Annotated in this window: 22 protein-coding genes; 4 read left to right on the top strand and 18 right to left on the bottom strand. The window is 69.6% G+C overall.

Annotated features, from left to right (window positions below):
- Nucleotides 1-57: 57 nt before the first annotated feature.
- From lepB (OO70_RS35295) to proS, 10 genes are all read right to left on the bottom strand, one after another.
- Nucleotides 58-1032: a signal peptidase I gene (gene lepB, locus OO70_RS35295; protein WP_078651684.1), complete on the bottom strand. Its 975-nt coding sequence runs from the start codon at nucleotides 1030-1032 to the stop codon at nucleotides 58-60.
- Nucleotides 920-2032, bottom strand: a complete 1113-nt coding sequence (gene lepB, locus OO70_RS35290; protein WP_043680700.1) for a signal peptidase I — start codon at nucleotides 2030-2032, stop codon at nucleotides 920-922. Before lepB (OO70_RS35290) ends, lepB (OO70_RS35295) begins: the two co-directional genes overlap by 113 nt.
- Complete coding sequence (lepB, locus tag OO70_RS35285) at nucleotides 2025-2741, bottom strand: signal peptidase I (RefSeq protein WP_043680519.1); 717 nt, start codon at nucleotides 2739-2741, stop codon at nucleotides 2025-2027. The genes lepB (OO70_RS35290) and lepB (OO70_RS35285) overlap by 8 nt, the downstream gene beginning before the upstream one ends.
- Before the next feature lie 46 nt (nucleotides 2742-2787).
- Nucleotides 2788-3138, bottom strand: coding sequence for a 50S ribosomal protein L19 (gene rplS / locus OO70_RS35280; protein ID WP_043680516.1), 351 nt, complete (start codon nucleotides 3136-3138; stop codon nucleotides 2788-2790).
- 133 nt (nucleotides 3139-3271) lie between these two features.
- The gene (gene trmD, locus OO70_RS35275; protein ID WP_043680513.1) at nucleotides 3272-4105 is read right to left on the bottom strand and encodes a tRNA (guanosine(37)-N1)-methyltransferase TrmD; all 834 of its coding nucleotides are present in this window, start codon (nucleotides 4103-4105) and stop codon (nucleotides 3272-3274) included.
- Nucleotides 4105-4650, bottom strand: a complete 546-nt coding sequence (gene rimM, locus OO70_RS35270; RefSeq protein ID WP_043680510.1) for a ribosome maturation factor RimM — start codon at nucleotides 4648-4650, stop codon at nucleotides 4105-4107. Before rimM ends, trmD begins: the two co-directional genes overlap by 1 nt.
- 117 nt (nucleotides 4651-4767) lie before the next feature.
- Complete coding sequence (locus OO70_RS35265; RefSeq protein WP_005479813.1) at nucleotides 4768-5007, bottom strand: RNA-binding protein; 240 nt, start codon at nucleotides 5005-5007, stop codon at nucleotides 4768-4770.
- 2 nt (nucleotides 5008-5009) lie between these two features.
- The gene (gene rpsP, locus OO70_RS35260) at nucleotides 5010-5429 is read right to left on the bottom strand and encodes a 30S ribosomal protein S16 (RefSeq protein ID WP_043680506.1); all 420 of its coding nucleotides are present in this window, start codon (nucleotides 5427-5429) and stop codon (nucleotides 5010-5012) included.
- Between the two features lie 287 nt (nucleotides 5430-5716).
- Nucleotides 5717-6313, bottom strand: a complete 597-nt coding sequence (locus tag OO70_RS35255) for a hypothetical protein (protein WP_019058697.1) — start codon at nucleotides 6311-6313, stop codon at nucleotides 5717-5719.
- Nucleotides 6314-6573: 260 nt separating this feature from the next.
- The gene (gene proS, locus OO70_RS35250) at nucleotides 6574-7989 is read right to left on the bottom strand and encodes a proline--tRNA ligase (RefSeq protein WP_043680698.1); all 1416 of its coding nucleotides are present in this window, start codon (nucleotides 7987-7989) and stop codon (nucleotides 6574-6576) included.
- Nucleotides 7990-8187: 198 nt separating this feature from the next.
- Here proS and OO70_RS35245 point away from each other — a divergent pair, with 198 nt between their 5' ends.
- Nucleotides 8188-9045, top strand: coding sequence for an SAM-dependent methyltransferase (locus tag OO70_RS35245; protein ID WP_199827474.1), 858 nt, complete (start codon nucleotides 8188-8190; stop codon nucleotides 9043-9045).
- 6 nt (nucleotides 9046-9051) lie between these two features.
- On the opposite strand, the gene ftsH is transcribed toward OO70_RS35245, so the two are convergent.
- The 6 genes from ftsH to nsdA all read right to left on the bottom strand — a co-directional run bounded on the left by ftsH (nucleotide 9052) and on the right by nsdA (nucleotide 18859).
- Nucleotides 9052-10989 (bottom strand): ATP-dependent zinc metalloprotease FtsH, encoded by a 1938-nt coding sequence (gene ftsH / locus OO70_RS35240; protein ID WP_043680500.1) that lies wholly within the window; start codon nucleotides 10987-10989, stop codon nucleotides 9052-9054.
- A 50-nt stretch (nucleotides 10990-11039) separates the two neighbouring features.
- Complete coding sequence (gene ffh, locus OO70_RS35235) at nucleotides 11040-12596, bottom strand: signal recognition particle protein (RefSeq protein ID WP_043680498.1); 1557 nt, start codon at nucleotides 12594-12596, stop codon at nucleotides 11040-11042.
- 105 nt (nucleotides 12597-12701) lie between these two features.
- Nucleotides 12702-15152 (bottom strand): [protein-PII] uridylyltransferase, encoded by a 2451-nt coding sequence (locus OO70_RS35230; protein ID WP_043680495.1) that lies wholly within the window; start codon nucleotides 15150-15152, stop codon nucleotides 12702-12704.
- 23 nt (nucleotides 15153-15175) lie between these two features.
- Nucleotides 15176-15514 (bottom strand): P-II family nitrogen regulator, encoded by a 339-nt coding sequence (locus OO70_RS35225; protein ID WP_043680493.1) that lies wholly within the window; start codon nucleotides 15512-15514, stop codon nucleotides 15176-15178.
- Nucleotides 15511-16842 carry an ammonium transporter gene (locus OO70_RS35220; RefSeq protein ID WP_043680490.1) on the bottom strand — a complete coding sequence of 444 codons (1332 nt, stop codon included), beginning with the start codon at nucleotides 16840-16842 and terminating at the stop codon, nucleotides 15511-15513. The genes OO70_RS35225 and OO70_RS35220 overlap by 4 nt, the downstream gene beginning before the upstream one ends.
- 532 nt (nucleotides 16843-17374) lie before the next feature.
- Nucleotides 17375-18859 (bottom strand): transcriptional repressor NsdA, encoded by a 1485-nt coding sequence (gene nsdA / locus OO70_RS35215; RefSeq protein ID WP_043680488.1) that lies wholly within the window; start codon nucleotides 18857-18859, stop codon nucleotides 17375-17377.
- A gap of 446 nt (nucleotides 18860-19305) precedes the next feature.
- Here nsdA and OO70_RS35210 point away from each other — a divergent pair, with 446 nt between their 5' ends.
- Nucleotides 19306-19971 (top strand): bifunctional DNA primase/polymerase, encoded by a 666-nt coding sequence (locus tag OO70_RS35210; protein WP_043680486.1) that lies wholly within the window; start codon nucleotides 19306-19308, stop codon nucleotides 19969-19971.
- A gap of 155 nt (nucleotides 19972-20126) precedes the next feature.
- On the opposite strand, the gene ftsY is transcribed toward OO70_RS35210, so the two are convergent.
- Nucleotides 20127-21314, bottom strand: coding sequence for a signal recognition particle-docking protein FtsY (gene ftsY / locus OO70_RS35205; protein WP_043680483.1), 1188 nt, complete (start codon nucleotides 21312-21314; stop codon nucleotides 20127-20129).
- Between the two features lie 178 nt (nucleotides 21315-21492).
- Between ftsY and OO70_RS35200 the strand changes: the two genes are divergently transcribed.
- Nucleotides 21493-22464: an LLM class flavin-dependent oxidoreductase gene (locus OO70_RS35200; RefSeq protein WP_043680480.1), complete on the top strand. Its 972-nt coding sequence runs from the start codon at nucleotides 21493-21495 to the stop codon at nucleotides 22462-22464.
- 52 nt (nucleotides 22465-22516) lie between these two features.
- Complete coding sequence (locus OO70_RS35195) at nucleotides 22517-22876, top strand: hypothetical protein (protein WP_234337015.1); 360 nt, start codon at nucleotides 22517-22519, stop codon at nucleotides 22874-22876.
- An 86-nt stretch (nucleotides 22877-22962) separates the two neighbouring features.
- Here the strand turns inward: OO70_RS35195 and OO70_RS35190 are convergent, their stop codons facing one another.
- Complete coding sequence (locus OO70_RS35190) at nucleotides 22963-24384, bottom strand: sugar porter family MFS transporter (RefSeq protein WP_043680474.1); 1422 nt, start codon at nucleotides 24382-24384, stop codon at nucleotides 22963-22965.
- Between the last annotated feature and the right edge of the window lie 142 nt (nucleotides 24385-24526).

Here is a 24526-nt window from a genome sequence, read left to right as displayed (position 1 = left end):
GTACCGAGGGTGGTCAGCCCTTCCTCCGGGACCAAGGTCACAAGCTCTACAAGGCCTTTACTCGGTCTTGGCCGACCGCTTCCGGCGCCACAGGACCAGCGGCAGGACACCGACGAGGGCGAGGCCCTCAGGTGCGGCCGTCAGGAGACGGGAGGCCGAGGCCTGGGTGTTGATGCCCGTCTGGTCGAAGGTGTCCGGGATCGGCAGCGTGCCCCAGCGGTTGATGGGCCAGGCCTTGACGATGGCGCGGCCGACGACTTCCTTGACCGGGACCATGCCGTGGTGCTTGTCGGACTGGTTGTAGCGCGAGTCCCGCGAGTTCTGCCGGTGGTCGCCCATCACCCAGATGTCGCCCTTGGGGACCTTGACGGTGAACTGGCCGCCCTGGTCGTCGTTGGTGCACGGGGTGTTGCCGGGGTAGACGTACGGCTCGTTCAGCGCCTTGCCGTTGACCATCAGCGGGCCGGTGCCGCTGCAGGAGACGGTGTCGCCGCCGACGCCGATGACCCGCTTGATGAGGTCCTTCTCCTGGGCGGACGGCATCAGACCGATCCAACTGAGCACCGTCTGCAGGGCGTTGGGGTTGGCCGCAGGCTCACCCGCCAGCCAGTCGTCCGGGTCGTGGAAGACGACGACCTCGCCGCGCTCCGGCTCGGAGCCGAACCACGGGGTGAGCTTGTCGACCAGGACCCGGTCACCCTGCTGGAGGGTGTTCTGCATCGAGTCGGAGGGGATCGAGAACGCCTGCACCAGGAACGTCTTGATCAGCAGCGCGAGGACGAGCGCGATGACGATGAGGATCGGCAGCTCCTTCCAGAAGGAGCGCGGCTTCCTCGCCTGCGAGGTCGGTTCGCCCGGCCCCTGTTCCTCGACCCGGACCGCGTCACCCGGCGCCGTACCGTCCTCGTCCGCTCCGGCGTCACTCCCGGAGGTCACGGCGCTGTCCGCGGCCGGGACGGGTGCTTCCACGGGCTGTCCGTGCTGCTCCTCGCCATCGTGTCCGGACCGTGCGCCAACCGCCACATCCCCCACGCCAACTCCTCACTCTGTGCCGCCGCCTGCCCCATCCTCGGCGCAGACCCACCACTCCCATAACGAGCGGGAGTTCCGCAGGGCTCGGGAGTTGGACCGATCCGTTCGGATCGACCGGGGCAACCCTATGCGACAGTTCGGGGGCGGCGGTCGTCCCCGACACGGAGTTGGAAACCGATGCGAAGGTTTTAGGTTCGTCCAGGCTGGTCCAGTGGCCCATGGGCCAGGCGATCATCTTGGCCCGTCCCACCACCAGACTGAGCGGGACCGTGCCTCCGTAGCTGGTGTTCTGGTGTGCGCGGGAGTCGGCCGAGTTGCCGCGGTGGTCGCCCATCACCCACAGCCGGCCCTTGGGGACGGTGATGTCGAACGCTGTTTCGGACGGTGCGTTCCCGGGATAGAGGTAGTCGCCCTCGGTCAGCGGAACGCCGTTGACGGTCACCCGCCCTTGCGAGTCACAGCACTTGACGTGGTCACCGCCGACGCCGATGACCCGCTTGATGAGGTCCTTCTCGTTGTCGGACGGCAGCAGGCCGATGAACTGAAGGCCTTCCTTGACCTGCTTGATCACGACGGGGTCGTTCTTCTTGGTGGTCTCCTCGTCCCCCAGCCAGCCACCCGGGTCGTGGAAGACGACGACGTCACCGCGCTTGGGCTCGGAGCCGAACCACGGCGTGAACTTGTCCACCAGGACACGGTCGCCGATGCGGATCGTCTGCTCCATGGAGCCCGACGGGATCACGAACGCCTGGACGAGGAAGGTCTTCAGGACGAGGGCTATGAGGACGGCGACACCGACCAGGAGGGGTATCTCCCGGACCGCGCCGCGCCTGCGCCGCCGCTTGACCTTGCGCTGGAGCTTGCGCCGCTCGGCCCTGCTGCGGCCGGCGCCCCCCGCCGGGGCGAGCGCGCCCGCGCGTCGGAAGCCGGTCGGCAGCAGGTTCTCGTTCCCGAAGTTGCCGCCCGGTGCCGCGCCGCGCGGCTTGCCGCGGTTACCCATGGGCGCCGTCCGCGGCCGGTACGCGCGCGTAGGCGCCGGGTCGGACGAGGTGGGTCCAGTGCCCGGCGGGCCAGATGATCCAGTCGGCTCGCCCGATGACGTCACCAACAGGAATCATGCCTCCGCCAGGGTCGCCCAGGTGGTCCCGGGAGTCGCTCGAGTCGCCGCGGTGGTCGCCGAGGACGAAGAGCGTGCCCGCGGGCACGACCACGTCGAAGGGCACGGTGGACGGAGTGTCACCGGGGTACAGGAACGCCGTCTCGTCGACCGACCGCCCGTTCACCTGGAGTCTCCCCTCCTTGTCGCAGCAGACCACGTGGTCTCCCCCCACACCCACAACGCGCTTGATGTAGTCGGCGTCCCCGAAATAGCCGGTGCCATCGAACACGACGATGTCGCCGCGCCGCGGATGAGCACCGAAACGGTACGCCAACTTATTTACGAGAACGCGGTCGCCGATCCTCAATCCGGATTCCATGGATCCGCTAGGAATTTGGAATGGCTGGAGCAAGAAGGTGTTGAGCAGCAGCACGAACACCAGGCAGACCAGGGCGGTCAGGGTGATCCGGCCGCCGGGCAGCCAGTCGGCGACCCGCGACACCAACGCGAAACGCGACCGTTCCTCCGGGCCCCCTTCGTCCGAGGTGTCCTCGGAGTCGGAAGGGCGGGAGGAGCGGTCGCGCTCCGTCGGCTGTGCTTCGGTGTCCATCGGGGCCAGATGTTATCGGGCCGAGATGTGAACTCCCCAAGCGCGATCAGTTGTCGCGCTTCTCCTTGATCTTCGCGGCCTTGCCGCGCAGGTCACGGAGGTAGTACAGCTTCGCGCGACGGACGTCACCACGGGTCACGAGCTCGATCTTCTCGACGATCGGGGTGTGCACCGGGAAGGTGCGCTCGACGCCGACGGAGAACGAGACCTTGCGGACCGTGAAGGTCTCGCGGACACCGGCGCCCTGGCGACGGATGACTACGCCCTTGAACTGCTGCACACGGGAGCGGTTGCCCTCGATGACGCGGACGTGGACGTTGACGGTGTCACCCGGGCGGAAGGCCGGGACGTCGGTGCGCAGCGAGGCGCTGTCGACGGTGTCGAGCAGGTGAGACATTTCGTCTGCTTTCTTCGTTGATGCCACAGGTCACCAACGGGAGCTGGGTTTTCAGAAGGATGCTGTGCCTGTCGGGGCGGGCGTCGTGTCCCCCTGTGGCAGGGGCGCACGCCGGACGACGCACAACAGCGACCTATTCTTCCACGCCTTCGAGCCTGCGCCAAAATCGGCCGTACGGCTCCCCCGCCGGGTCCGGGGCCCAGCCCAGGATCGACAGCATCTCGCGGTCCTTCTTGTCGAACGCCTTGGGCTCGCAGCGCTCGATGAGGTCGGGGCGGTGGGCGGACGTGCGCTTCAGCGCCTCGTCGCGCCGCCAGCGGGCGATCCTGCCGTGGTGGCCGCTGAGCAGCACGTCCGGGATCTCCCGGCCGCGCCACTGGGGCGGCTTGGTGTAGATCGGCCCCTCCAGGAGGTTGGCCATGGCCCCGGGCGCGAAGGAGTCGTCGCGGTGGGACTCGGCGTTGCCCAGGACACCCGGCAGCAGCCGTGCCACGGCCTCCGTGACGACCAGGACGGCCGCTTCGCCGCCGGCGAGCACGTAGTCGCCGATGGACACCTCGTAGACGGGCATCCGCGTCGCGTACTCGTCGATGACCCGCCGGTCGATGCCCTCGTAGCGGGCGGGCGTGAAGACCAGCCAGGGGCGCTCGGACAGTTCCACGGCGAGTTCCTGGGTGAACGGCCGGCCGCTGGGCGTGGGCACGATGAGGGCGGGCGCACCGGAGCCCGTCTCGTAGCCGTCGGCCAGGACGGAGTCCAGGGCGTCGCCCCAGGGCTCGGTCTTCATGACCATGCCGGGGCCGCCGCCGTAGGGGGTGTCGTCGACCGTGTTGTGGCGGTCGTAGGTCCAGGAGCGCAGATCATGCACGTGCACATTCAGCTGTCCACGCGCGCGTGCCTTCCCTACGAGGGAGACGTTCAGCGGTTCGAGGTACTCGGGGAAGATCGTGACGACGTCGAGCCGCATTACGCCTCCTCCTCCCGGGAGGAGGCGATCTCGGCCTGGTCGTCGATCAGACCGGGCGGCGGGTCGATGACCGCGCGCTGCTCCTCCAGGTCGATCTCGGTGACGATCGACTCGACGAACGGGATCATCACCTCGCTGCCGTCGGGCCGCTCCACGATGAAGAGGTCCTGGGAGGGCAGGTGCGAGATCTCGGTGATCCGGCCGACCTCCACCCCGTCCTTGGTGACCACGTCCAGATCCATGAGCTGGTGGTCGTAGTACTCGTCCTCCTCCTCCGGCAGCTCCTCCGGGTCGATCTCGGCGATCAGGAGGGTGTTGCGCAGGGCCTCGGCGCCGGTGCGGTCGCTGACGCCCTCGAAGCGCAGGAGGAGACGGCCGCTGTGGACACGGCCCGCCTCGATGGTCAGGGGGCCGGTGGAGGCGGGTTCGGTGGCCAGGACGGCACCGGGCCCGAGCCTCAGCTCCGGCTCGTCGGTGCGTACCTCGACGGTGACCTCGCCCTTGATGCCGTGGGCACGGCCGATGCGAGCGACTACCAGCTGCACTGTGCTTGATCTCCTGTCATACAACTCACCTGTCACACCTCGTACGACCCGCGGTACGACGACGGGCCGGGGACGGCCCACAGGCCTTCCCCGGCCCGAGCCGGTTTGCGATAAGCGTCAGCGGACGTGGTCCACGTCGACAAGGTCGACGCGGACACCTCGGCCGCCGATGGCGCCCACGACGGTGCGCAGAGCGCGAGCGGTGCGGCCGTTGCGACCGATCACCTTGCCGAGGTCGTCGGGGTGCACCCGGACCTCCAGCACGCGCCCGCGACGCAGGTCGCGCGAGGCGACCTGCACATCGTCAGGGTTGTCGACGATGCCCTTCACGAGGTGCTCGAGAGCCTCCTCGAGCATGCTCAGGCCTCGGTCGACTCGGACTCGGCCGCAGCCTCGTCCTTCTTGTCAGCCTTCTTCTTCTGGGTGATGGCCTCACCCTTGCCGGAGTCGTCGCCACCGAGGGCGTCGAACACCGGGCGCGCGGCCTTCGGCTCGGCCACGAGCAGCGGAGCCGGGGCCGGCAGGCCCTTGAACTTCTGCCAGTCGCCGGTGAGCTTCAGGATGGCGAGGACGGGCTCGGTCGGCTGCGCGCCGACACCCAGCCAGTACTGCGCGCGGTCCGTGTCGACCTCGATGCGCGAGGGGTTCTGCACCGGGTGGTACAGACCGATCTCCTCGATGGCCCGGCCATCACGGCGGGTACGGGAGTCGGCGACGACGATGCGGTAGTGAGGCGAACGGATCTTGCCCAGACGCTTCAGCTTGATCTTGACTGCCACGGGAGTGGGTTCTCCTGGTTTTGACGTGGTTGGGCACGGCGAGATGGCCGCGTGGGGTTGCGGTACCCGAGTGCCCGATGGACGCGTCAGCCGGAGGCGAGAGGGTTCCTGTGCGGCTGTCGAGTACAGCTAGCCATTGTGCCACACCCTGGCGGTCCGCCCGACCGGGGAGCATGCCCCGACCTGCTCCCGCCCATACGGAAGCGACACCCGGCGCCGGGAGGTGACCGGCGCGGGTGTGCGCAACCCGGACCTGCGGGATGCGGCTGCCACGAGCAGCCGCGTCCTCAGGCCGCGCCCACGACCTCCGGAATGCGGAAGGGCTTGCCGCAGCCCCCGCACACGATCGGCGCCTGGGCCAGCACCGACGGGACGACCCGTACGTTACGACCGCAGTCGCACACCGCCTTGACGCGGACGCCGCCACCGGACGAACCGTGACGGGCGGCCGGGCCGCGGAAGGTGCGGGACGTGTCGGCCGAGGTGGCGACGGTGTGGGCCTTGAGCGCGCGCTGGAGGCGCTCGATCGTCGGCCGGTAGCGGCGCTTGGCCTCGGGGTTGAGCTGGACCAGCGAGAAACCGCTGCTGGGGTGCGGCTCGTCGGGGTGGTCCAGGCCCAGCTCCTCCGCGATCGCAAGGAATCTGCGGTTGTGGTAGCGGCCGGCACGGGACGTGTCACGCACGCCGCGCGAAGCGGCGATGCCATGGACTGCCTCATGCAGCAGTCGCTCGAAGGAGAGCTCGTGTCCGCAGGCGGACGACGACTCTCCGATCAGGGACTCGGGCGCGGCCAGATCGGGCAGTTCGGGGTGGTACCGCTGAATGTCGGCCCACGCCTCTGCCAGCTCTGCGGCGAGAACAGGTGGTGTCTGTGTCGTGCTCACGTAATGACAACGAGCCGGAGTGCCCCTGTGTTCCGATTCCGGGGCATCCCAAATAATTTGCACGTACCCGTCAGTTGCCGCTGATGCGTCCGGAGGAGGGCGGGTGCGCTGATCTGCGGAGAAGCCTCACAGCTCATCACAAGCTGGTGCGTAGGCCCACGTACGACCCGGCGTGTAGACGGTGTCCGCGCGCCGGGGGAGCTGGTCTCCCCCGTTGCGCAAGGGGCGTTTCGGTCGCTCTGCCGCCGGAGGGCGCTACATCAGTAAGCGCGCGCGACGACCGCGACGTTACCGGGTGCCTTGTCGGCGTCCGGTACCGACCCGTCCTCGGCGACCAGACACCGTACGGTCACCGCGTGCTCGGCCAGCTCGGCCTCGCCTTCTTCGCCGAGGTTCGCCCACGGGATGCGCGCCCAGCCGCCGGCGGTGGCGGCCTCGACGGCCTCCGCGATCGTGGACACCTCGGAGGTACGGGACTCGCGCCGCTCGCGCGACTGCCTCAGCAGCAGCGCCTGGTCCTCCTCAAGGATGACGGGAAGCCGCTCTACGAGGGAGTCGATCGCCACCGGTTCCTTGCCGCCCGGGATGCGGCGGGCCAGCATCGCCGTGCCGTTCTCCAGGTCGCGGGGCCCGACCTCGATCCGTACGGGCACGCCCTTCAGCTCCCAGTCGACGGCCCGGCGCCCGAAGGGGATGTCCGTGCGGACGTCGACCCGGACGCGCACGCCCGCCGCCTTCAGCCGAGCCCCGATCTCGCGGACCTTGGCCAGAACCGCCTCGTCCCCCTTGATCGCGAGGACGACGACCTGGATGTGGGCGAGCCGCGGCGGCACCCGGAGCCCGTCGTCGTCGCCGTGCATCATCACCAGGGCGCCGATCATGCGCGTGGTGGAACCCCAGGAGGTCTGCCAGACCAGTTCCTGCTTGCCTTCCTTGGACAGGTACTGCGTGTGGAAGGCCTTCGCGAAGTTCTGCCCCAGCTCGTGACTGGTCGCCATCTGCAACGCCTTGCCGTCGCCCATCATCCCTTCCAGGGTGAGGGTGTTGATCGCGCCCGCGAACCGCTCCTTGACCGTCTTGCGACCCGGTACGACGTCCATCGCGAGGACGTTGACCATGAAGTCCTCGTACACCTGACGGTGGATGTGCGCGGCGAAGTCGCGCGCCTCCTCGTAGGTCGCGTGCGCCGTGTGGCCCTCCTGCCAGAGGAACTCACTCGTACGGAGGAAGAGCCGGGGCCGCAGCTCCCAACGGACCACGTTCGCCCACTGGTTGATCAGCAGGGGCAGGTCGCGGTAGCTCTGCACCCACTTCGAGAAGTACTCGTTGACGATCATCTCGGAGGTGGGACGGACGACCGCGGGCTCCTCCAGCTCCTTGCCGCCGCCGTGCGTGACCACGGCCAACTCGGGCGCGAAGCCCTCGACATGGTCCGCCTCGCGGGCGAGGTAGGACTGCGGGATCAGCAGCGGGAAGTACGCGTTCTCGGTGCCCGTGTCCTTGATCCGGGCGTCCATCTCGGCCTGCATCCGCTCCCAGATGCCGTACCCGTACGGTCGGATGACCATGGAGCCGCGCACCGGGCCGTTGTCGGCCAGCTCGGCCTTGCTGATCAGATCCTGGTACCAGCGGGGGAAGTCGTCCGCCCGCGGAGTGAGTACGGGTGCCTTGGCCATGGCGAGATCGTACGGGCCCACGTTGCCGTCATGTGAATTCTCGCCACTCCCACAGAGAAGCCACAAGCAGGGCCCCACAACCCCTGGACGCGGTAGCGAGTGCGGAGTTTGCTGGCATACGGGGGAAGTGCGGGCGCACATCACGGGGGCCTCGGAAACGGGCACGGCCACAACTCTCGGCGGATTGGGGCGCTTTCGATGACACCTACGCTCGTGCGGCACTACCTGCCTCATGCGGGGCCCGCGCCCCGCGTGGACCTGGGTGCACGCGCGCGTGACTGGTCCGAGATCCAGGAGCGGATGCTGGTACCGCTCTACGAAGCCGTCTACGAGCGACTCGAAGTGGGCCCCGGCACCCGGCTGCTGGGCCTCGGCTGCGGCTCCGGGCTCGCCCTGCTGATGGCGGCCTCCAGAGGCGCGGCGGTCACCGGTGTCGAAGGCTCCTCCCCCGAACGACTGACCCTCGCCCGGGAGCGCCTCCTGCCGGACCAGTGGTCGCCACGCGCGCGTGCGCACACCCGACTCGTCTACGGCTCCCCCAGGGACGCGGCCGACGCGGAGACGCCCGCGTACACCCTGGTGACCTCTTTCGAGCCCATCGGGTGCCTCGCGGGCGACTCGGAGGGCCTCGGCGAGCTGCTCGCCGCCGCGACACCGCTCGCCGCGCACGGGACACCCGTGGTGCTGGCCGGCTGGGGTCCGCCGGAGCGCTGCGCGACCTCGTCCGTGCTGCGGGTGGCCACCAGGCTGGCGGACCCGCTGCGCGGCACGGGGAGCCCGCGCCCGGTCCTGCGCGACGACCTGGAGGAGGTCGCCCACCGAGCGGGACTCAGGCCGGACGGCTCGGGACGGGTGGCCTGTCCCTTCGGGTACGCCGACGTGGACAGTGCCGTACGAGGGCTGCTGTCGACGGGACTCTTCGACGCGGCGATCATCGCGACGGATCAGGTGCAGGTGGAGAAGGAGTTGGCGGAAGCGTTGCATCCGTATCGGCGGCAGGACGGCACGGTGTGGATGCCGAACGTGTTCCGGTATCTGATCGCGCGTACGACCTGAGGATGACTACGGCTCTTCCTTGAACAGGCGCGTGACGCCCGCGATCCGGTACGCGTCCGTCTCCTCCAGGGTCTCGTTCTCCAGGAGGGCCTCGGCGAGGGCGTCCAACTGGTCGCGGTGGTCGCCGAGTTTGCGGATGGCCTCGTCGTAGCACTCGTCGACGATGCGGCGCATCTCGTCGTCGATCACGTCCAGGGTCTGCGGCGCGGCGGCGAGGCCGTAGGCCTGCTGAGCGTCGTTCGGGAGGGCGGAGAGGCGGCCGACGCGCTCGCTCATGCCCCAGCGGGCGACCATCCCGCGCGCGATGTTGGTGACCTGTTCGAGGTCGTTCTCGGCGCCGGTGGTGATCACGCCGTAGACGACCTGTTCCGCGGCCATGCCGCCGAGGGCGCCGATGATCCGGCCACGCAGGTACTCCTCGGTGTACGCGTACTTGTCGGCGTCCGGGGTGGAGAGCGTCACGCCGAGTGCCCTCCCGCGCGGGACGATGGTGATCTTGCGGACCGGGTCGGCGCCGGGCTGGAGCATGCCGAGGAGGGCGTGGCCGCTCTCGTGGTAGGCGGTGCGCCGGCGCTCCTCCTCGGGCATCACCAGCGGGCGTTCGGCGCCCAGTTGGACCTTTTCCAGGGCTTCGGAGAGGTCGGACTGGGTGACCTGGTCCTGCTTGCGCTTGACGGCGAGGAGGGCGGCCTCGTTGGCGAGGTTGGCGAGTTCGGCCCCGGTCATGCCCGGGGTCGTCCGGGCGACCTGGGCGAGGTTCACGTCCTTCGCGAGCGGGATCTGACGGGTGTGGATCTCCAGGATCGCCTCGCGGCCGCCGCGGTCGGGCGGCGAGACCATGACCACCCGGTCGAAGCGGCCGGGGCGGGTCAGGGCCGGGTCCAGGACGTCGGCGCGGTTGGTCGCGGCGATGACGATGACGCCCTCGGAGCCGGAGAAGCCGTCCATCTCGGTGAGGATCTGGTTCAGGGTCTGCTCACGCTCGTCGTGACCGCCCATACCCGAACCGCCGCCGCGGGCCCGGCCGATGGTGTCGATCTCGTCGATGAAGATGATCGAGGGGGCCACCTTGCGGGCCTCCGCGAACAGTTCACGCACGCGTGAGGCACCGACACCGACGATCATCTCGATGAACTCGGAGGCCGACGCCGAGAAGAACGGCACCCCCGCCTCCCCCGCGACCGCCCGCGCGAGCAGCGTCTTTCCGGTGCCGGGCGGGCCGGCGAGGAGTACGCCCCGGGGCATCTTCGCGCCCATCTTGCGGTAGGCGTCCGGGTTCTTGAGGAAGTCGACGACGTCGTTCAGCTCGCCCTCGACCTCGTCGATGCCGGCGACGTCCTCGAACGTCGTGCGCTGCTTGCCCGGCTCCAGCTCGACCGGTTTCGGCGGGGCCTTGCGGCCGAGCATGCCGCCCGCGCCGCCGAGCCCCGAGCTCATCCGGCGCGCGATGACGATCCACAGGACGACCAGGAGCAGCATCGGCGCCAGCGAGAGCAGCAGATTGGCCAGAAAACTACGGTGTTGTACGACCGGCTCCGCCGTGACGGTGACGTTGTGCTTGGTCAGGTCCTCCCAGAGCTGGTCGTCCGCGAAGGTCGGCCGCTCGGTGTCGAACTTGGTGTACTTGCCGTCGCCGTCCGGGTTCTTCTGCTCTTTCTTGAGCTGGCCCTGGATCGCGTTGCCCTTGGCGTAGATCTTGGTGACGTTGCCCGCGTCGACCTGCTTGCTGAACTCCGTGTACGAGATCGTCGGTTCGTTGCCCTCGTTGAAGAAGGACAGGATCAGGTTGGCGACCAGGTACACGACCAGCGCGGTGAGGACGAGGCTCCACCAGCCGCCGCGCATCTTCTTCCCGCCCGGCGACGGCTTCGGGGGCTCATCCGGGGTGCCTTCGGTACGCCAAGGCTGATCGGGGGACTTGCGCGGCGGCGCAGGGTTGGTCATATCGGGACGTTACGACATGGACCAACCCTTGGCATGTGCAGAGGGTGAACTCAGCCCATGAACTTCTTGAACTCGTCCGGGAGCTCGAAGTCCTGGGCGCCCTGCTGCGGCAGCCCCAACGCGTTGCCGCCCTGAGCGGCACCGGCCTCGCGGCGCTGGGCCTCCTCCAGCTCCTGCTGCTTGCGCTTCATCGGGTTGCCGGAACGCTGCTTGCCCTTGGCCTGCTTGGGCTGCTTCTTGGTGCGGCCGGGGCCGCCGCCCATGCCCGGCATCCCCGGCATGCCGGGCATCCCGCCGCCCTGCGCCATGCGGGACATCATCTTGCGGGCCTCGAAGAAGCGCTCGACCAGGCCCTTGACGGCGCTGACCTCGACGCCGGAGCCCTTGGCGATACGGGCGCGGCGCGAGCCGTTGATGATGGTCGGCTCGGCGCGCTCGCCCGGGGTCATCGACTTGATGATCGCGGCCGTACGGTCGACGTCGCGCTCGTCGAGGTTGTTGATCTGGTCCTTGATCTGGCCCATGCCGGGGAGCATGCCGAGCAGCTTGCTGATGCTGCCCATCTTCCTGACCTGTTCCATCTGGGACAGGAAGTCGTCGAGGGTGAAGTCCTGACCCTTCTTGGACGCCAGCTTGGAGGCCATCTTCTCGGCCTCTTCTTGGCTGAACGTCTTCTCCGCCTGCTCGATCAGGGTGAGCAGGTCACCCATGTCGAGGATGCGGGAGGCCATCCGGTCCGGGTGGAAGGCGTCGAAGTCGTCGAGCTTCTCGCCGTTCGACGCGAACATGATCGGCTTGCCGGTGACCGAGGCGATCGACAGGGCCGCACCACCGCGGGCGTCGCCGTCGAGCTTGGAGAGCACCACGCCGTCGAAGCCGACGCCGTCGCGGAAGGACTCGGCGGTGTTGACCGCGTCCTGGCCGATCATCGCGTCGACGACGAACAGGATCTCGTCCGGACTGACGGCGTCGCGGATGTCCGCGGCCTGCTGCATCAGCTCCTGGTCGATACCCAGGCGGCCCGCGGTGTCCACGATCACGATGTCGTGGACCTTGGTCTTCGCGAACTCGATCGAGTCCTTGGCGACCTTGACCGGGTCACCGACGCCGTTGCCCGGCTCGGGCGCGTAGACCGCGACACCGGCACGTTCGGCGACGACGCTCAGCTGGTTCACCGCGTTCGGGCGCTGGAGGTCGGCGGCGACGAGCAGCGGCGAGTGCCCCTGGTCCTTGAGCCACTTGCCGAGCTTGCCCGCGAGGGTCGTCTTACCGGCACCCTGCAGACCCGCGAGCATGATCACGGTCGGCGGGTTCTTGGCGAACCGCAGCCGCCGGGTCTCGCCGCCGAGGATCGTGACGAGTTCCTCGTTGACGATCTTCACGACCTGCTGGGCCGGGTTGTTCAGCGCCCTGTTCAGGTCGGCGCCGAGGGCACGCTCCTTGACGTTCTTGATGAACGTCCGGACGACCGGCAGCGCCACGTCCGCTTCGAGGAGGGCGATCCGGATCTCGCGCGCGGTGGCGTCGATGTCCGCCTCGCTCAGACGCCCCTTGCCACGCAAATTCTTGAAGGTCGCTGAGAGGCGGTCGGAGAGAGTATCGAACACGGCGGCGTCGGTCCTCGGAGTCGGGGGCAGTGTGAGCGTCTTCCAGGGTATCCGGCCGCGCAAGCGAATCGTCCCCGCCCGCGAGGTCGGAAACCCCGGGCGGGATCACGCCCGCAACGTCTCCTCCAGTTTCCGCGCGATCGCCGTGGCCTCCTCGCCCGGCAGCGGCAGGCCCTCCGCGCCGGTGACATAGAAGGCGTCCACCGCGTTCGAGCCCAGGGTGCTGACGTGCATGCTGCGCACCCGGACCTTCGCCTCGTCCAACGCGCGGCCGATCCGGTGCAGCAGCCCGGGGGCGTCGTGCGCGCGCACCTCGATGACCGTCGCGTGCCGGGAGGCCGCCGCGGCGACCGTCACGCGGGCCGGCGGGGCCACGACACCCCGGCGGCGCGGATAGGCGGCGTCACGTTCGGCGAGCCGGCCCGCGATGTCCAAGGACCCGTCCAGGGCCCGTACGAGATCGGCGCGCAGCCGGGCGGCCTGGGGCAGGGAGCCGTACTCGGCGGCGACCCGCCAGTTCAGCAGCAGCACCGAGCCCTCGACGCCGTCGGGCAGGTCGAGCGCGCGCAACTCCGCCGTGCGGACGGTGAGGCGGTGCATCGCCAGCACGCCGGCCACCGCGGGCAGGACGCCCGGCTGGTCCGGTACGGCGATCAGCAGTTCCACGCCCAGCGGTTCGGGGTCGCCGACGGGCTCGTCCTCGGACGGAGGTTCGGTCTGGGCGCGCAGGGCCAGCACCGGGCCGCCGGTCGCCACGGCCTCGATCGCGAGCCGTTCCTGTTCCGCGGTGGCCGCGCCGGCCTCGGGCTCTTCGGGGGCGTCCCCGGAAAGGACGGCGGCGACTCGTCTCACCAGGTCGTTGACGAGCGAGGCCCGCCAGGAGGACCAGGCGGCCGGGCCGGTGGCCAGCGCGTCCGCCTCCGTCAGCGCGTGCAGCAACTCCAGGGTGCTCGTCGTACCGACCGCCTCGGCGACCGAACGGACCGTCGCCGGGTCCTCCAGGTCGCGCCGGGTGGCGGTCTCGATGAGCAGCAGATGATGGCGTACGAGGGTGGCGAGCACGGCGACTTCAGCGCGGTCGAAGCCGATGCGGGCGGCCACGTCCTTGGCGATGATCTCGCCGGCCACGGAGTGGTCGCCGGGCCAGCCCTTGCCGATGTCGTGCAGCAGCGCGGCGACCAGGAGAAGGTCGGGGCGGCTGACGCGGCGGGCGAACTCCGAGGCGCGGACGGCGGTTTCGATGAGGTGCCGGTCGACGGTCCAGATGTGCACGGCGTTGCGCTGCGGCCGGCAGCGCACCCGCTCCCAGTCGGGGAGGAGTCGGGTGATCAGGCCCTCGGCCTCCAGCGCCTCCCACACATCCACCGTGGGCTGCCCGGAACCGAGCAGCGTCACGAGCTGCTCGCGCGCCTCGGCGGGCCATGGAGTGGGCAGCGGGCGCACGGCGGTCGCCATGCGCCGTACGGCGTGCAGGGAGAGCGGAAGTCCTGCCTGTGCGGCGGCAGCGGCGGCGCGCAACGGAAGGACCGGGTCGCGCTCGGGGCGGGCAGCACGGGCGAGCACCACCTCGCCGTCCTGCTCGACCACGCCTTCAGCGAGCGGTGAGCGCTCGGCTGCGGGTTTGGCGCCCCCACCGAGCATGGCGCGCAGCCTGGGCCGCACGGCCCGCGACCGCAGCACGCGCCCCACTTCACGCCAGGTGACATCACTGGCGTACGACACGACGCGTGCCGCCTCGTAGACCTGGCGCAGCAGGGTGTCCGCGTCGAGCAGGCCCAGCTCGGCGGCGACCTGGTCCTGCTCCTGGAGCGCGAGCCGGTCGGTCGCACGGCCGGTGGTGAGGTGCAGGGCGTCGCGTACGTCGAGGAGACGGCGGCGGGCATCGGCGAGGCCCTCGCGCGGGGCGTCGGCGAGCCAGGAGGCCGCTACGGCGCGCAGCGCGGTGGCGTCACGGAGGCCACCGCGGGCCTCCTTGAGGTCGGGTTCCAGGAGGTACTGCAACTCGCCCTGGCGCTCGGCGCGTTCGGCGCACAGCTCCTGGAGTTCGGGGAGACGCTTGGGCGCCTGGTTGCGCCAGTCGGCGAGGACGGCCGTACGCAATCCCGCGGTGAGGCCGAGGTCGCCGGCGAGGTGGCGGGCGTCGAGGAGGCCGAGCTGGACCTTGAGGTCCTCGCCGGCCGTCTTGCGGGCCTCGGACGGGGTGCGCACGGAGTGGTCGAGGGCGAGGCCGAGGTCCCAGACCGGGTACCAGATGCGGTCGGCCAGCGCGGCGACCGCACCGGAGTCGCTGCCGTCGTGCAGGAGGAGCAGGTCGAGGTCGCTGCGCGGGGAGAGTTCGCCGCGGCCGTAGCCGCCGACGGCGACGAGGGAGACGCCCTTGAGTGCCTCGGAGCCTGCGGTGAAGAGGCCGGACAGCCACTCGTCGGTCAGTTCGGCGAGGGCGGCACGGCGCGGCGGCCCGGACCGCACCCCCTCAGTGAGGAGGCGCAGCCGGGCCGCCGCGTAGCCGCTGGGTCCGGAGTCCTCTGCATCCTTGCGCACGTCCGTACTCGTCACCCAGCGACTCCTGTTCGTTTCTTTTAGAGCGCGTCCGGTCCGCGCTCGCCGGTCCTGACCCGGACGGCCGTCTCGACCGGGAGGGACCAGACCTTGCCGTCACCGATCTTGCCGGTGCGGGCTGCCTTGACGATGACGTCGATCAGCTGCTCGGAGTCGTCGTCCTCGGCCAGCACCTCGATGCGGATCTTGGGGACCAGGTCGACCGTGTACTCGGCGCCCCGGTAGACCTCGGTGTGTCCCCGCTGACGACCGTAGCCGCTCGCCTCGGTGACCGTCAGACCGTGGACCCCGAAGGCCTGGAGGGCTTCCTTGATCTCGTCGAGCCGGTGGGGCTTCACGACGGCGGTGATGAGCTTCATGCGTCCACCTTCTTCGTCTCCGGGGCGGCCAGGGCGGAGGTGCCGATGCCACCGCCGGCGCCGCTGAAGTCGTACGCCGTCTCGGCGTGCTCGGCCTGGTCGATGCCCGCGACCTCTTCGTCCTCGGTGACCCGCATACCGATGGTCTTGTCGATGAGGAAGGCGAGGACCGCGGAGGCGACCAGGGAGTAGCCGAGGACCGCGCCGACACCGGCGAACTGCTTCCACAGCTGGGTGAAGGAGTGGTCGCCGTAGAAGACGCCGGTCGCGGCGGACTGGCCCTTGCCGGTGGCGAAGAAGCCGATCAGCAGGGAGCCGAGGATACCGCCGACCATGTGGACGCCGACGACGTCGAGGGAGTCGTCGATGTTGAACCTGTACTTCAGGCCGACGGCCGCGGCACAGCCGACACCGGCGATGGCGCCGACGGCGATCGCGCCGAGCGGGGAGACCGCACCACCGGACGGGGTGATGGCGACCAGGCCGGCGACGGCACCGGAGGCGGCACCCAGCGTGGTGAACGCGCCGTGGCGGATCTTCTCGTAGGCGAGCCAGGCCAGCATGGCGGCGGCGGTGGCGACCTGCGTGTTGACGAACATCAGCGCGCCGACGCCGTCGTCGTTGCCGAGCCACGAACCGGCGTTGAAGCCGAACCAGCCGAACCACAGCAGACCGCAGCCGAGCATGACCAGCGGGAGGCTGTGCGGACGCATGGGGTCACGCTTGAAGCCGACACGCTTGCCGATGACCAGGATGACGCCGAGGGCGCCGGCACCGGCGTTGATGTGGACCGCGGTACCACCGGCGAAGTCGATCACACCGAGCTTGAAGGCCCAGCCGTCGGCGCCCCACACCCAGTGGGCGACCGGGACGTAGACGACCGTGAGCCACAGGGCGACGAAGAGCGCCCAGGCCGAGAACTTGACGCGGTCGGCGATGGCACCGCTTATCAGGGCGGGCGTGATGACGGCGAACATCATCTGGAAGACCATGAAGACGAAGATCGGGATGGTGTAGCCGTCCCAGAGCTCCGTCAGGCCGACGTTGCTCATGCCCAGCCAGTCGGAGTTGTAGCCGATGAAGCCGTTACTCGAACCGAAGGCGAGCGAGAAGCCGTAGAGAACCCACAGGATGGTGACGATCCCGATGCTGATGAAGCTCATCATCAGCATGTTCAGGGTGCTCTTGACGCGGACCATGCCTCCGTAGAAGAAGGCGAGTCCCGGCGTCATGAGCAGCACCAGGGCAGAACAGATCAGCATGAAGCCTGTGTTCGCGGAGGACAGTTTGGGTGCCTCAGCGGCAAGCGTGATGGCGGCTGATGCCATCGGCGTCTCCTCGTCGGTTGGTACGGCCCCGTGCGGGCGAAGCCTGGATGCGGTCCGGTCAAGGCGGGGGGTCCGGTTATGCGCCATGAGATTGGCGCAGCGCGGTTTCCGTCGAAGCCCCACGTTGTTTCACCGGAGTGACGAAGGCGCCGTGCGTGTTACGCGTCGATGAACTGCCGGATCTCCGACCGCGCGATCGTTATCGTGGCGCAACCTTCCCCGACGGTACGAAACCGGCCGCGCCCGGCCTTCCGCTGACCTGGCACGGGACGCCGGGGTCCGGCGGTCCGGGAGGGGCGGTCCCCGGCGGGGCATGGGGTTCGGACCACTTCGAGGGTCGCCCGCAACCCGGCCGCGAGCCTGCCCGCGCGGTCGACGATTCCGGCCGGACCGCCGACGCCACAGGCCATCGCGCGGACCGCCTTTCGAATACGACACGTGGAACCGGCCGCGGTCGGCCTTCCGATGACCTGGCATGGGGGAGCCGAGTCGGGCGGTTCGGGAAGGCCGGCCGCGGCCGGGGCTTGGGGGTTCAGACCGCTTCGGCGGTCTCCGGCAGCTCGATCGCGAGCCGGTCGGTGAGGTCGACGACCTCGGCCAGTTCACCGAAGTCACGGACCGCCGTGTCGACGGTCTTTCGAATACGAGTGTTGACGCGCTCGGAGCGCACCTTCTTGGCGATCGTCATCGCCTCCGTCGCCAGCACCGCGCTCTGCTCGGGTTCCCGCTGCAGGAGGTGCACGGTGGCCATGCCGATGAGGTTGAGTGCGTACGACCGCTGGTGCTCGTCGTCCTTCGCGAAGAGGTCCACCGCCCGCTGCATGACGGGCTCGGCGAGCGAGGCGTAGGCGGGACTGCGGCCGGCGACGTAGGCGAGGTCGCGATAGGAGTGCGAGTTCTCGCCGTACAGCTCGGCCTCGGAGAAGAAACGGATCCAGTCCGGGTCCGGGTCGTCCCAGTCGTGTACGTCCGCGAAGGTGTCCTCGGCCATCCGGACCGCCCGCTTGCACTTGCCGGGCTGCCCCATGTTGGCGTAGGCGCGGGCCTCCATCGCATACAGCATCGACTGGGTGCGCGGACTCGCACAGTCCCGGCTGCCGTACTGCGCGAGATGGATCAGCTCCAACGCGTCGTCGGGCCGGCCGAGGTGGATCATCTGACGGCTCATGCTGGACAGCACGTACGACCCGAGCGGCTTGTCCCCCGCCTCCTTGGCCGCGTGCAGGGCCAGCACGAAGTACTTCTGCGCGGTGGGCTGGAGCCCCACGTCGTACGACATCCAGCCCGCCAGCTCGGCGAGTTCGGCGGCGACCTTGAACAACTTGCGGTTGGTGGCGTCCGGTTGGGGCTCTTGAAGGAGGTCGGTCACCTCGTGCAGCTGTCCTACGACCGCCTTGCGGCGCAGGCCGCCGCCGCACTGGGCGTCCCACTTGCGGAACATCGCCGTGGTGGACTCCAGCAGCTCCAACTCGGGCCGGGAGAGCCGCCCTACGTGCCGGGAGGCGGCGGTCGGCTCGGGCTCCTGCTGGAGGGCGGAGGGGCCGGGGACGAGCCAGCGCTGCATCGGCTCGATGAGGGACGGTCCCGCGGACAGGGCCAGCGAGGCCCCGAGGAAGCCGCGCCGCGCCAGCATGATGTCGCTGCGCGAGAACTCGCTGAGCAGGGCCACCGTCTGCGGGGCCGTCCAGGGCAGGTCGACGCCGGACACGGAGGGTGCCTGGCGGGCCGCGCGCAGGCCCAGGTCCTCGACCGAGACGACACAGCCGAAGCGCTCGGAGAACAGCTCCGAGAGAATCCTGGGGATCGGCTCGCGCGGGTTCTCGCCGTCCAGCCAGCGGCGCACGCGCGAGGTGTCCGTCGAGATGTGATTGGCCCCCAACTGCCGGGCCCTTCGGTTGACTTGACGCGCCAGCTCACCCTTGGACCAGCCGCTGCGCACGAACCACGAGCCGAGCAGCTCATTGGGGCGCTTGTCCGTACTGGCCGCGGTCGTCCCGCTTCCGCCGTTGCCGCCCACTGGAACGCCCCCATCCCTGGAACCACTTGTCGCCGCTGTGCGCCAAGCCCTATCAGAATGCCGGTAAATACGGCTTCCCGTCCCGCACTTGTCACCCTTCGAACGAGATGACGAGTTGCCTCCGGCATACCCACAAGTGCATGTGCCCCGAGGACTTGTGCACTCAAAGTAATCCTACGATCACCCGTCCAGCCACGGCGATCCCGGAAACGCCACCATTCGCCACCCCTTCGAATGAACCTACGGTTGCCCGCGCACGATTCACTTGACATAGGACGGCCGGGAGTGGGCGCAGCGGTGCACGCAGGGGCGCGCGCCGCCGAACACACCACCCGAGGCACTCCTGAGCGCCGTCTGGACCGTGCGGCACAGGGTAGGCGTGGACGCAGAGTAACGGTCCGCATCCGTCTCGTAACCACCGGTGCGTTGGACCCGTTGGAGGGGGCATGGGCTTCACGATCGGCAGCAGCCGGGGTATCCGCGACATCCGGTCCGGCACGCGCCGCCGCGGCCGCTCGTCGGAGTGCACGGCCGTGGCCGAGTTCACCGGGCTGTGGGGCTGGGACGTGGTCGCGGGCGCACGGGCCGCGGGCGGCGCCTGTTCCTGCGGCGACACCAAGTGCCCCACGCCGGGCGCGCATCCCCTGACCTTCGCGCCGGAGGTACGGGCCGGCGCGACCCTGGACGAAGTGACCGAGGCCTGGGCCGAGCTGCCGGGCGCGTCGGTGATGCTGCCGGTCGGGCGCGCCTTCGACGTGATCGAGGTGGCCGAGCCCGCCGGTCGCCGCGCACTGGCCCGCCTGGAGCGCATGGGCCTCCCGCTCGGCCCGGTCGCGGCGACCCCCGACCACCGCGCCCACTTCTTCGTCGCCCCCGGCGCAGCCGCCGAACTCCCCTCCCTGCTTTACCGCATGGGCTGGGACGACCCCACGTCCCTCGACCTCCGCGGCCTCGGCCCCGGCACCCACATCACGGCTCCGCCCTCCGACCGAGCAGGCCTGGGCCCGGTCACCTGGCTCCGCTCCCCCGCACTGGACTCGGCGACGAAGCCCCCGGCGGCACGCTTGCTATTGGGCACGCTGGCGTATGTGGCACACAGGTCGCGGGCGTAGTCGTACAGATGACGAAGTGCCCGTCCCCAACGGTGAGTTGAGGAACGGACACTTCTTCGGAGACGGTGACTAGGGCGCCCCTGCAAGGGGCGCGGGGAACTGCGCGACCAGCCCCCACCGACCCGCAGCCAAAAACCGCCCAACCAGCGGAGCGCTCAGTCCCCAATAAGGGCATCGACAAACGCCTCCGGCTCAAAGGGCGCCAAATCATCCGCACCCTCACCAAGCCCGATCAGCTTCACCGGCACCCCCAGCTCCCGCTGCACGGCAACCACGATGCCCCCCTTCGCCGTCCCGTCCAGCTTCGTCAGAACAATGCCGGTGATGTCCACGACCTCGGCAAAGACCCGCGCCTGCACCAACCCGTTCTGCCCGGTCGTGGCATCGAGCACGAGCAGGATCTCGTCCAGCGGCGCATGCTTCTCGACAACCCGCTTGACCTTGCCGAGCTCGTCCATGAGCCCGGTCTTCGTGTGCAACCGCCCGGCCGTGTCGATGAGGACGACGTCGACCCCCATCTCCTTGCCCTCCTTCACCGCGTCGAAGGCGACGGAGGCGGGGTCACCGGCCTCGGGCCCGCGCACGGTGTGGGCACCGACACGCTCACCCCAGGTCTGCAACTGATCGGCGGCGGCGGCCCGGAACGTGTCGGCGGCACCGAGCACGACGGTCCGCCCGTCGGCCACGAGCACCCGCGCGAGCTTCCCCGTGGTGGTGGTCTTGCCCGTGCCGTTGACCCCGACGACCATCACGATGCCGGGCTTGCGGTCCTCGGGCTCGGTCTTCACCGTGCGGTCGACGTCGGTGCCGACCAGCTTGAGCAGTTCCTCGCGCAGCAGTGCGCGCAGCTCCTGCGGGGTCCGGGTGCCGAGCACCTTCACGCGCTCGCGCAGCGCGTCGACCAGTTCCTGGGTGGGCGCGACGCCGACGTCGGCGGTGAGGAGGATCTCCTCGATCTCCTCCCAGGTGTCCTCGTCGAGGTGCTCGCGCGACAGGAGCGTGAGCAGCCCCTGGCCGAGCGCGCTCTGCGAGCGGGAGAGCCGGGAGCGCAGCCGGACCAGGCGCCCGGCGGTCGGCTCGGGGACCTCCAGTACGGGGGGTTCCTCGACGGCGACCGGGGCCGAGCCGTCCGGAAGATCCACCTCCTCTATCGTCCGGCGCGGTTCGTCGCGCGGCGTCTCGGCCTCGTCGCCGACGTGCGGCTCGGCCGGCGGGGCGGTGATGTCGGGGACGGAGGTGGGCGGCGGGGGCAGCGGCTTCTTGCGCCGACTGCCGACGACGAGCCCGCCCAGCGCACCGAGCACGACCACGGCGATGACTACAGCAAGGATGACGGTTTCCATAACCCACCCAGTATCAGCCATGGGCCTCGCCGGGGCCCAGCGCGGGCACGGCCGGGGCGTCGGCGCCGCCTGACCGCATCGCCGCCGAGACGACGCCCGGATGGTCATCGCCATGACCATGGCCATCTGACGTACCGTCAGCTACCGTCCCCCACCAACCACGTAAGGGGGACCTCCCATGCCCGTCTCGGTCGTACGTTTCAACCTCGTCGAACCCGGCGCGACCCCCGCCTCGCTGAGCGCCCGCTACCGGGCGGCCCTGGAGATGGCCGCGTACGCCGACGACCGCGGGATCACCACCGTGCAGACGGAGGAGCACCACGGTGTGGCCAACAACTGGATGCCGTCGCCCTTCGCCTTCGCGGGCGCGGTGTTCGGCGCGACCCGGCACATCGCCGTGACCGTGTCGGCGATCATCGGCCCGCTGCACGACCCGCTGCGGCTGGCCGAGGACATCGCCGTACTCGATCTGCTGAGCGGCGGCCGGCTGGTGACCGTGGCCGGGATCGGCTACCGGCCCGAGGAGTACGCCCAGTTCGACGTGGACTGGAAGCGCAGGGGCCGGCTCCAGGACGAGGTGCTCGAAACCCTCGTGAAAGCCTGGTCCGGCGAGGAGTTCGAGTACCACGGCCGTACCGTACGGGTCACCCCGCGCCCCTTCTCCGACCCGCACCCCCTGCTGCTGGTCGGCGGTTCCTCGAAGGCCGCGGCGCGTCGGGCCGCCCGGCTGGGCCTGCCCTTCTTCCCCAGCGCGCATCTGCCGGAACTGGAGGCGTACTACAAGGACCGGCTGGTCGAGTACGGCACCGAAGGCTGGACCATGATGCCGGGGGCCGAGACCCCGCTGCTGCACATCGCCGAGGACCCGGACCGGGCCTGGGCCGAGTACGGCGCGCACTTCCTGCACGAGGCGCGGACCTACGCCTCCTGGCAGTCCGGGGAGATCCGCTCGGCGGTGAAATCGGGGGCCACGACTGTGGCGGAGCTGCGCGCGGAGGGCGTCTACCGCATCCTCACGCCGGACCAGTGCGTGGCGCTGGGTCTGGACAATCTCGTACTGCATCCGCTGTCGGGCGGGATGCCGGTGGACGAGGGATGGCGCAGCCTGCATCTGTTCGCGGAACGGGTGCTGCCGAGGCTCGGGGAGTGACTCTTACCCGCAACCGGTGGACCGGCCGGTCCGCCGGTGGTCCACTGCGGTCATGACCTTGGCAGTGGATGTGTTCCTGCGCGACCCGGATGGCAAGTGGAACGTCCTGGACGTTCCGGAGGGGTGTGACGACTCGGCCGGGTTCGAGAACTGGCGCGAGACCGTGTGGGGTTCGCAGGCCGTACGCTCGCTCGGCGCCACGTACCTTCCCGTGCTGGCCTCCAGCGACCTGTACGTCGAGGCCTCCGACGTGCCCGGCTTTCTGGACGAGCTCGCGCTGCTGCGGGCCCATCTCGACGCCGTCGCGGCCGGCACCGGGGAGCCTTCCGACCTCGTCGGGAGCCGGCTGGACAACATCGAGGCGGCGGCCCTGCGGGCCCGGGAGATCGGCGGCGGCGTCCTGATCTGGTGAGTCCGCCGGCGTACGGCGGAGGGGTTTCGGGGAGACGGGCGGCGGGGGATTGAGCCCGTCTCCCCGAGCTCATGAGGAGGGCCGGGTCAGCCCATGTCCTCCAGTTTCTTGCCCTTCGTCTCCTTCACGAACTTCAGGACGAACGGGATGGAGAGCGCGGCGAAGACCGTGTAGATCACGTAGGTCGCGGAGAGGTTCCAGTCGGCCAGTGACGGGAAGCTCGCGGTGATGGCCCAGTTGGCGATCCACTGCGCGGAGGCGGCGACGCCGAGCGCGGCGGCGCGGATCTTGTTCGGGAACATCTCGCCGAGGAAGACCCAGACCACGACACCCCAGGACAGGGCGAAGAACAGGACGAAGACGTGCGCGGCGATCAGCGCGGTCCAGCCCTGCGCGGCCGGCAGCTTGCCGTCGACGAGGTCGTAGGAAAAGGCCCAGGCCTCCAGCGCGAGACCGACGACCATGCCGACCGAGCCGATGAGGGCCAGCGGCTTACGGCCGACGCGGTCCACGAAGATCATGGCGATCACGGTGCCGATGATGTTGATGATCGACGTCGTGAAGGAGTAGAAGAACGACTGGGTCGGGTCGACGCCGACGGACTGCCACAGCGTGGCGGAGTAGTAGAACGCGACGTTGATGCCGACCAGCTGCTGGAAGGCCGAGAGGCCGATGCCGACCCAGACGATCGGCTTGAAGTAGAAGCCGCCACCGCCGAGCAGGTCCTTGAAGGTCGACTTGTGCTCGCTCTTCATCGCGTGCTCGATCTCGGCGACGCGGGCGTCCAGGTCGATGTCGTCCCCCTCGACCTCACGCAGCACGTCGTGGGCGCGGCTCAGCTTGCCCGCGGAGATCAGGAAGCGCGGGGACTCGGGGATGGCGAAGGAGAGCAGGCCGTAGAGGACGGCCGGGACCACCATGACGCCGAGCATGACCTGCCAGGCCTCCAGGCCCATGAGCTTGCCGCGCTGGTCGCCGTCGGCGGCGTTCAGCAGACCCCAGTTGACCAGCTGCGAGATCGCGATGCCGATGACGATCGCGGCCTGCTGGAAGGAGCCGAGCCGGCCGCGGTAGGCGGGCGGCGAGACCTCGGCGATGTAGGCCGGGCCGATGACGGAGGCCATACCGATGGCGAAACCGCCGATGACCCGCCAGAACGCGAGGTCCCAGAGCGCGAAGGGCAGCGCCGAACCGACGGCACTGACGGTGAACATCACCGCGGAGATCTGCATACAGCGGATACGGCCGATGCGGTCGGCTATCCGGCCGGCGGTCGCGGCGCCGATCGCACAGCCGATCAGGGCGATCGCGATGACCTGCGCCAGGAGCGTGGAGCCTACGTCGTAGCGGTCCCGGATGGCCTCTACGGCGCCGTTGATCACGGAACTGTCGTAGCCGAAGAGGAAGCCGCCCATCGCGGCCGCCGCCGCGATGAAGATGACGTGCCCGAGATGTTCGGGATGAGCCGACCCGGCTCCTGACTGAGGTGCCTGCGCAGTGCTGGTCACGTGTAACTCCTGAGGCCACCGGCGTCGCTGCCGGGGTGGGGGGCGACCCTTCCAGTGGCGCACAGCTTCCCGCTGCCCACCACCTGAAGGTAAAAGCAACGTTGCAGAGAATATGCCTTCAAGTTTCGAAGTCAACAGGGGG

The organism is Streptomyces xylophagus (genome assembly GCF_000716435.1).
Lineage (GTDB): Bacteria > Actinomycetota > Actinomycetes > Streptomycetales > Streptomycetaceae > Streptomyces > Streptomyces xylophagus.
This window is presented reverse-complemented; position numbering and strand designations above follow the sequence as displayed.

Bases quoted from the DNA above. Each gene is read 5' to 3' on its own strand.
- lepB (WP_043680700.1), bottom strand. From the start codon at position 2,032: ATGGGTAACCGCGGCAAGCCGCGCGGCGCGGCACCGGGCGGCAACTTC.
- lepB (WP_043680519.1), bottom strand. From the start codon at position 2,741: ATGGACACCGAAGCACAGCCGACGGAGCGCGACCGCTCCTCCCGCCCT.
- rplS (WP_043680516.1), bottom strand. From the start codon at position 3,138: ATGTCTCACCTGCTCGACACCGTCGACAGCGCCTCGCTGCGCACCGAC.
- trmD (WP_043680513.1), bottom strand. From the start codon at position 4,105: ATGCGGCTCGACGTCGTCACGATCTTCCCCGAGTACCTCGAACCGCTG.
- OO70_RS35265 (WP_005479813.1), bottom strand. From the start codon at position 5,007: ATGCTCGAGGAGGCTCTCGAGCACCTCGTGAAGGGCATCGTCGACAAC.
- proS (WP_043680698.1), bottom strand. From the start codon at position 7,989: ATGGCCAAGGCACCCGTACTCACTCCGCGGGCGGACGACTTCCCCCGC.
- OO70_RS35245 (WP_199827474.1), top strand. From the start codon at position 8,188: ATGACACCTACGCTCGTGCGGCACTACCTGCCTCATGCGGGGCCCGCG.
- ftsH (WP_043680500.1), bottom strand. From the start codon at position 10,989: ATGACCAACCCTGCGCCGCCGCGCAAGTCCCCCGATCAGCCTTGGCGT.
- OO70_RS35225 (WP_043680493.1), bottom strand. From the start codon at position 15,514: ATGAAGCTCATCACCGCCGTCGTGAAGCCCCACCGGCTCGACGAGATC.
- OO70_RS35220 (WP_043680490.1), bottom strand. From the start codon at position 16,842: ATGGCATCAGCCGCCATCACGCTTGCCGCTGAGGCACCCAAACTGTCC.
- OO70_RS35210 (WP_043680486.1), top strand. From the start codon at position 19,306: ATGGGCTTCACGATCGGCAGCAGCCGGGGTATCCGCGACATCCGGTCC.
- ftsY (WP_043680483.1), bottom strand. From the start codon at position 21,314: ATGGAAACCGTCATCCTTGCTGTAGTCATCGCCGTGGTCGTGCTCGGT.
- OO70_RS35200 (WP_043680480.1), top strand. From the start codon at position 21,493: ATGCCCGTCTCGGTCGTACGTTTCAACCTCGTCGAACCCGGCGCGACC.
- OO70_RS35195 (WP_234337015.1), top strand. From the start codon at position 22,517: ATGACCTTGGCAGTGGATGTGTTCCTGCGCGACCCGGATGGCAAGTGG.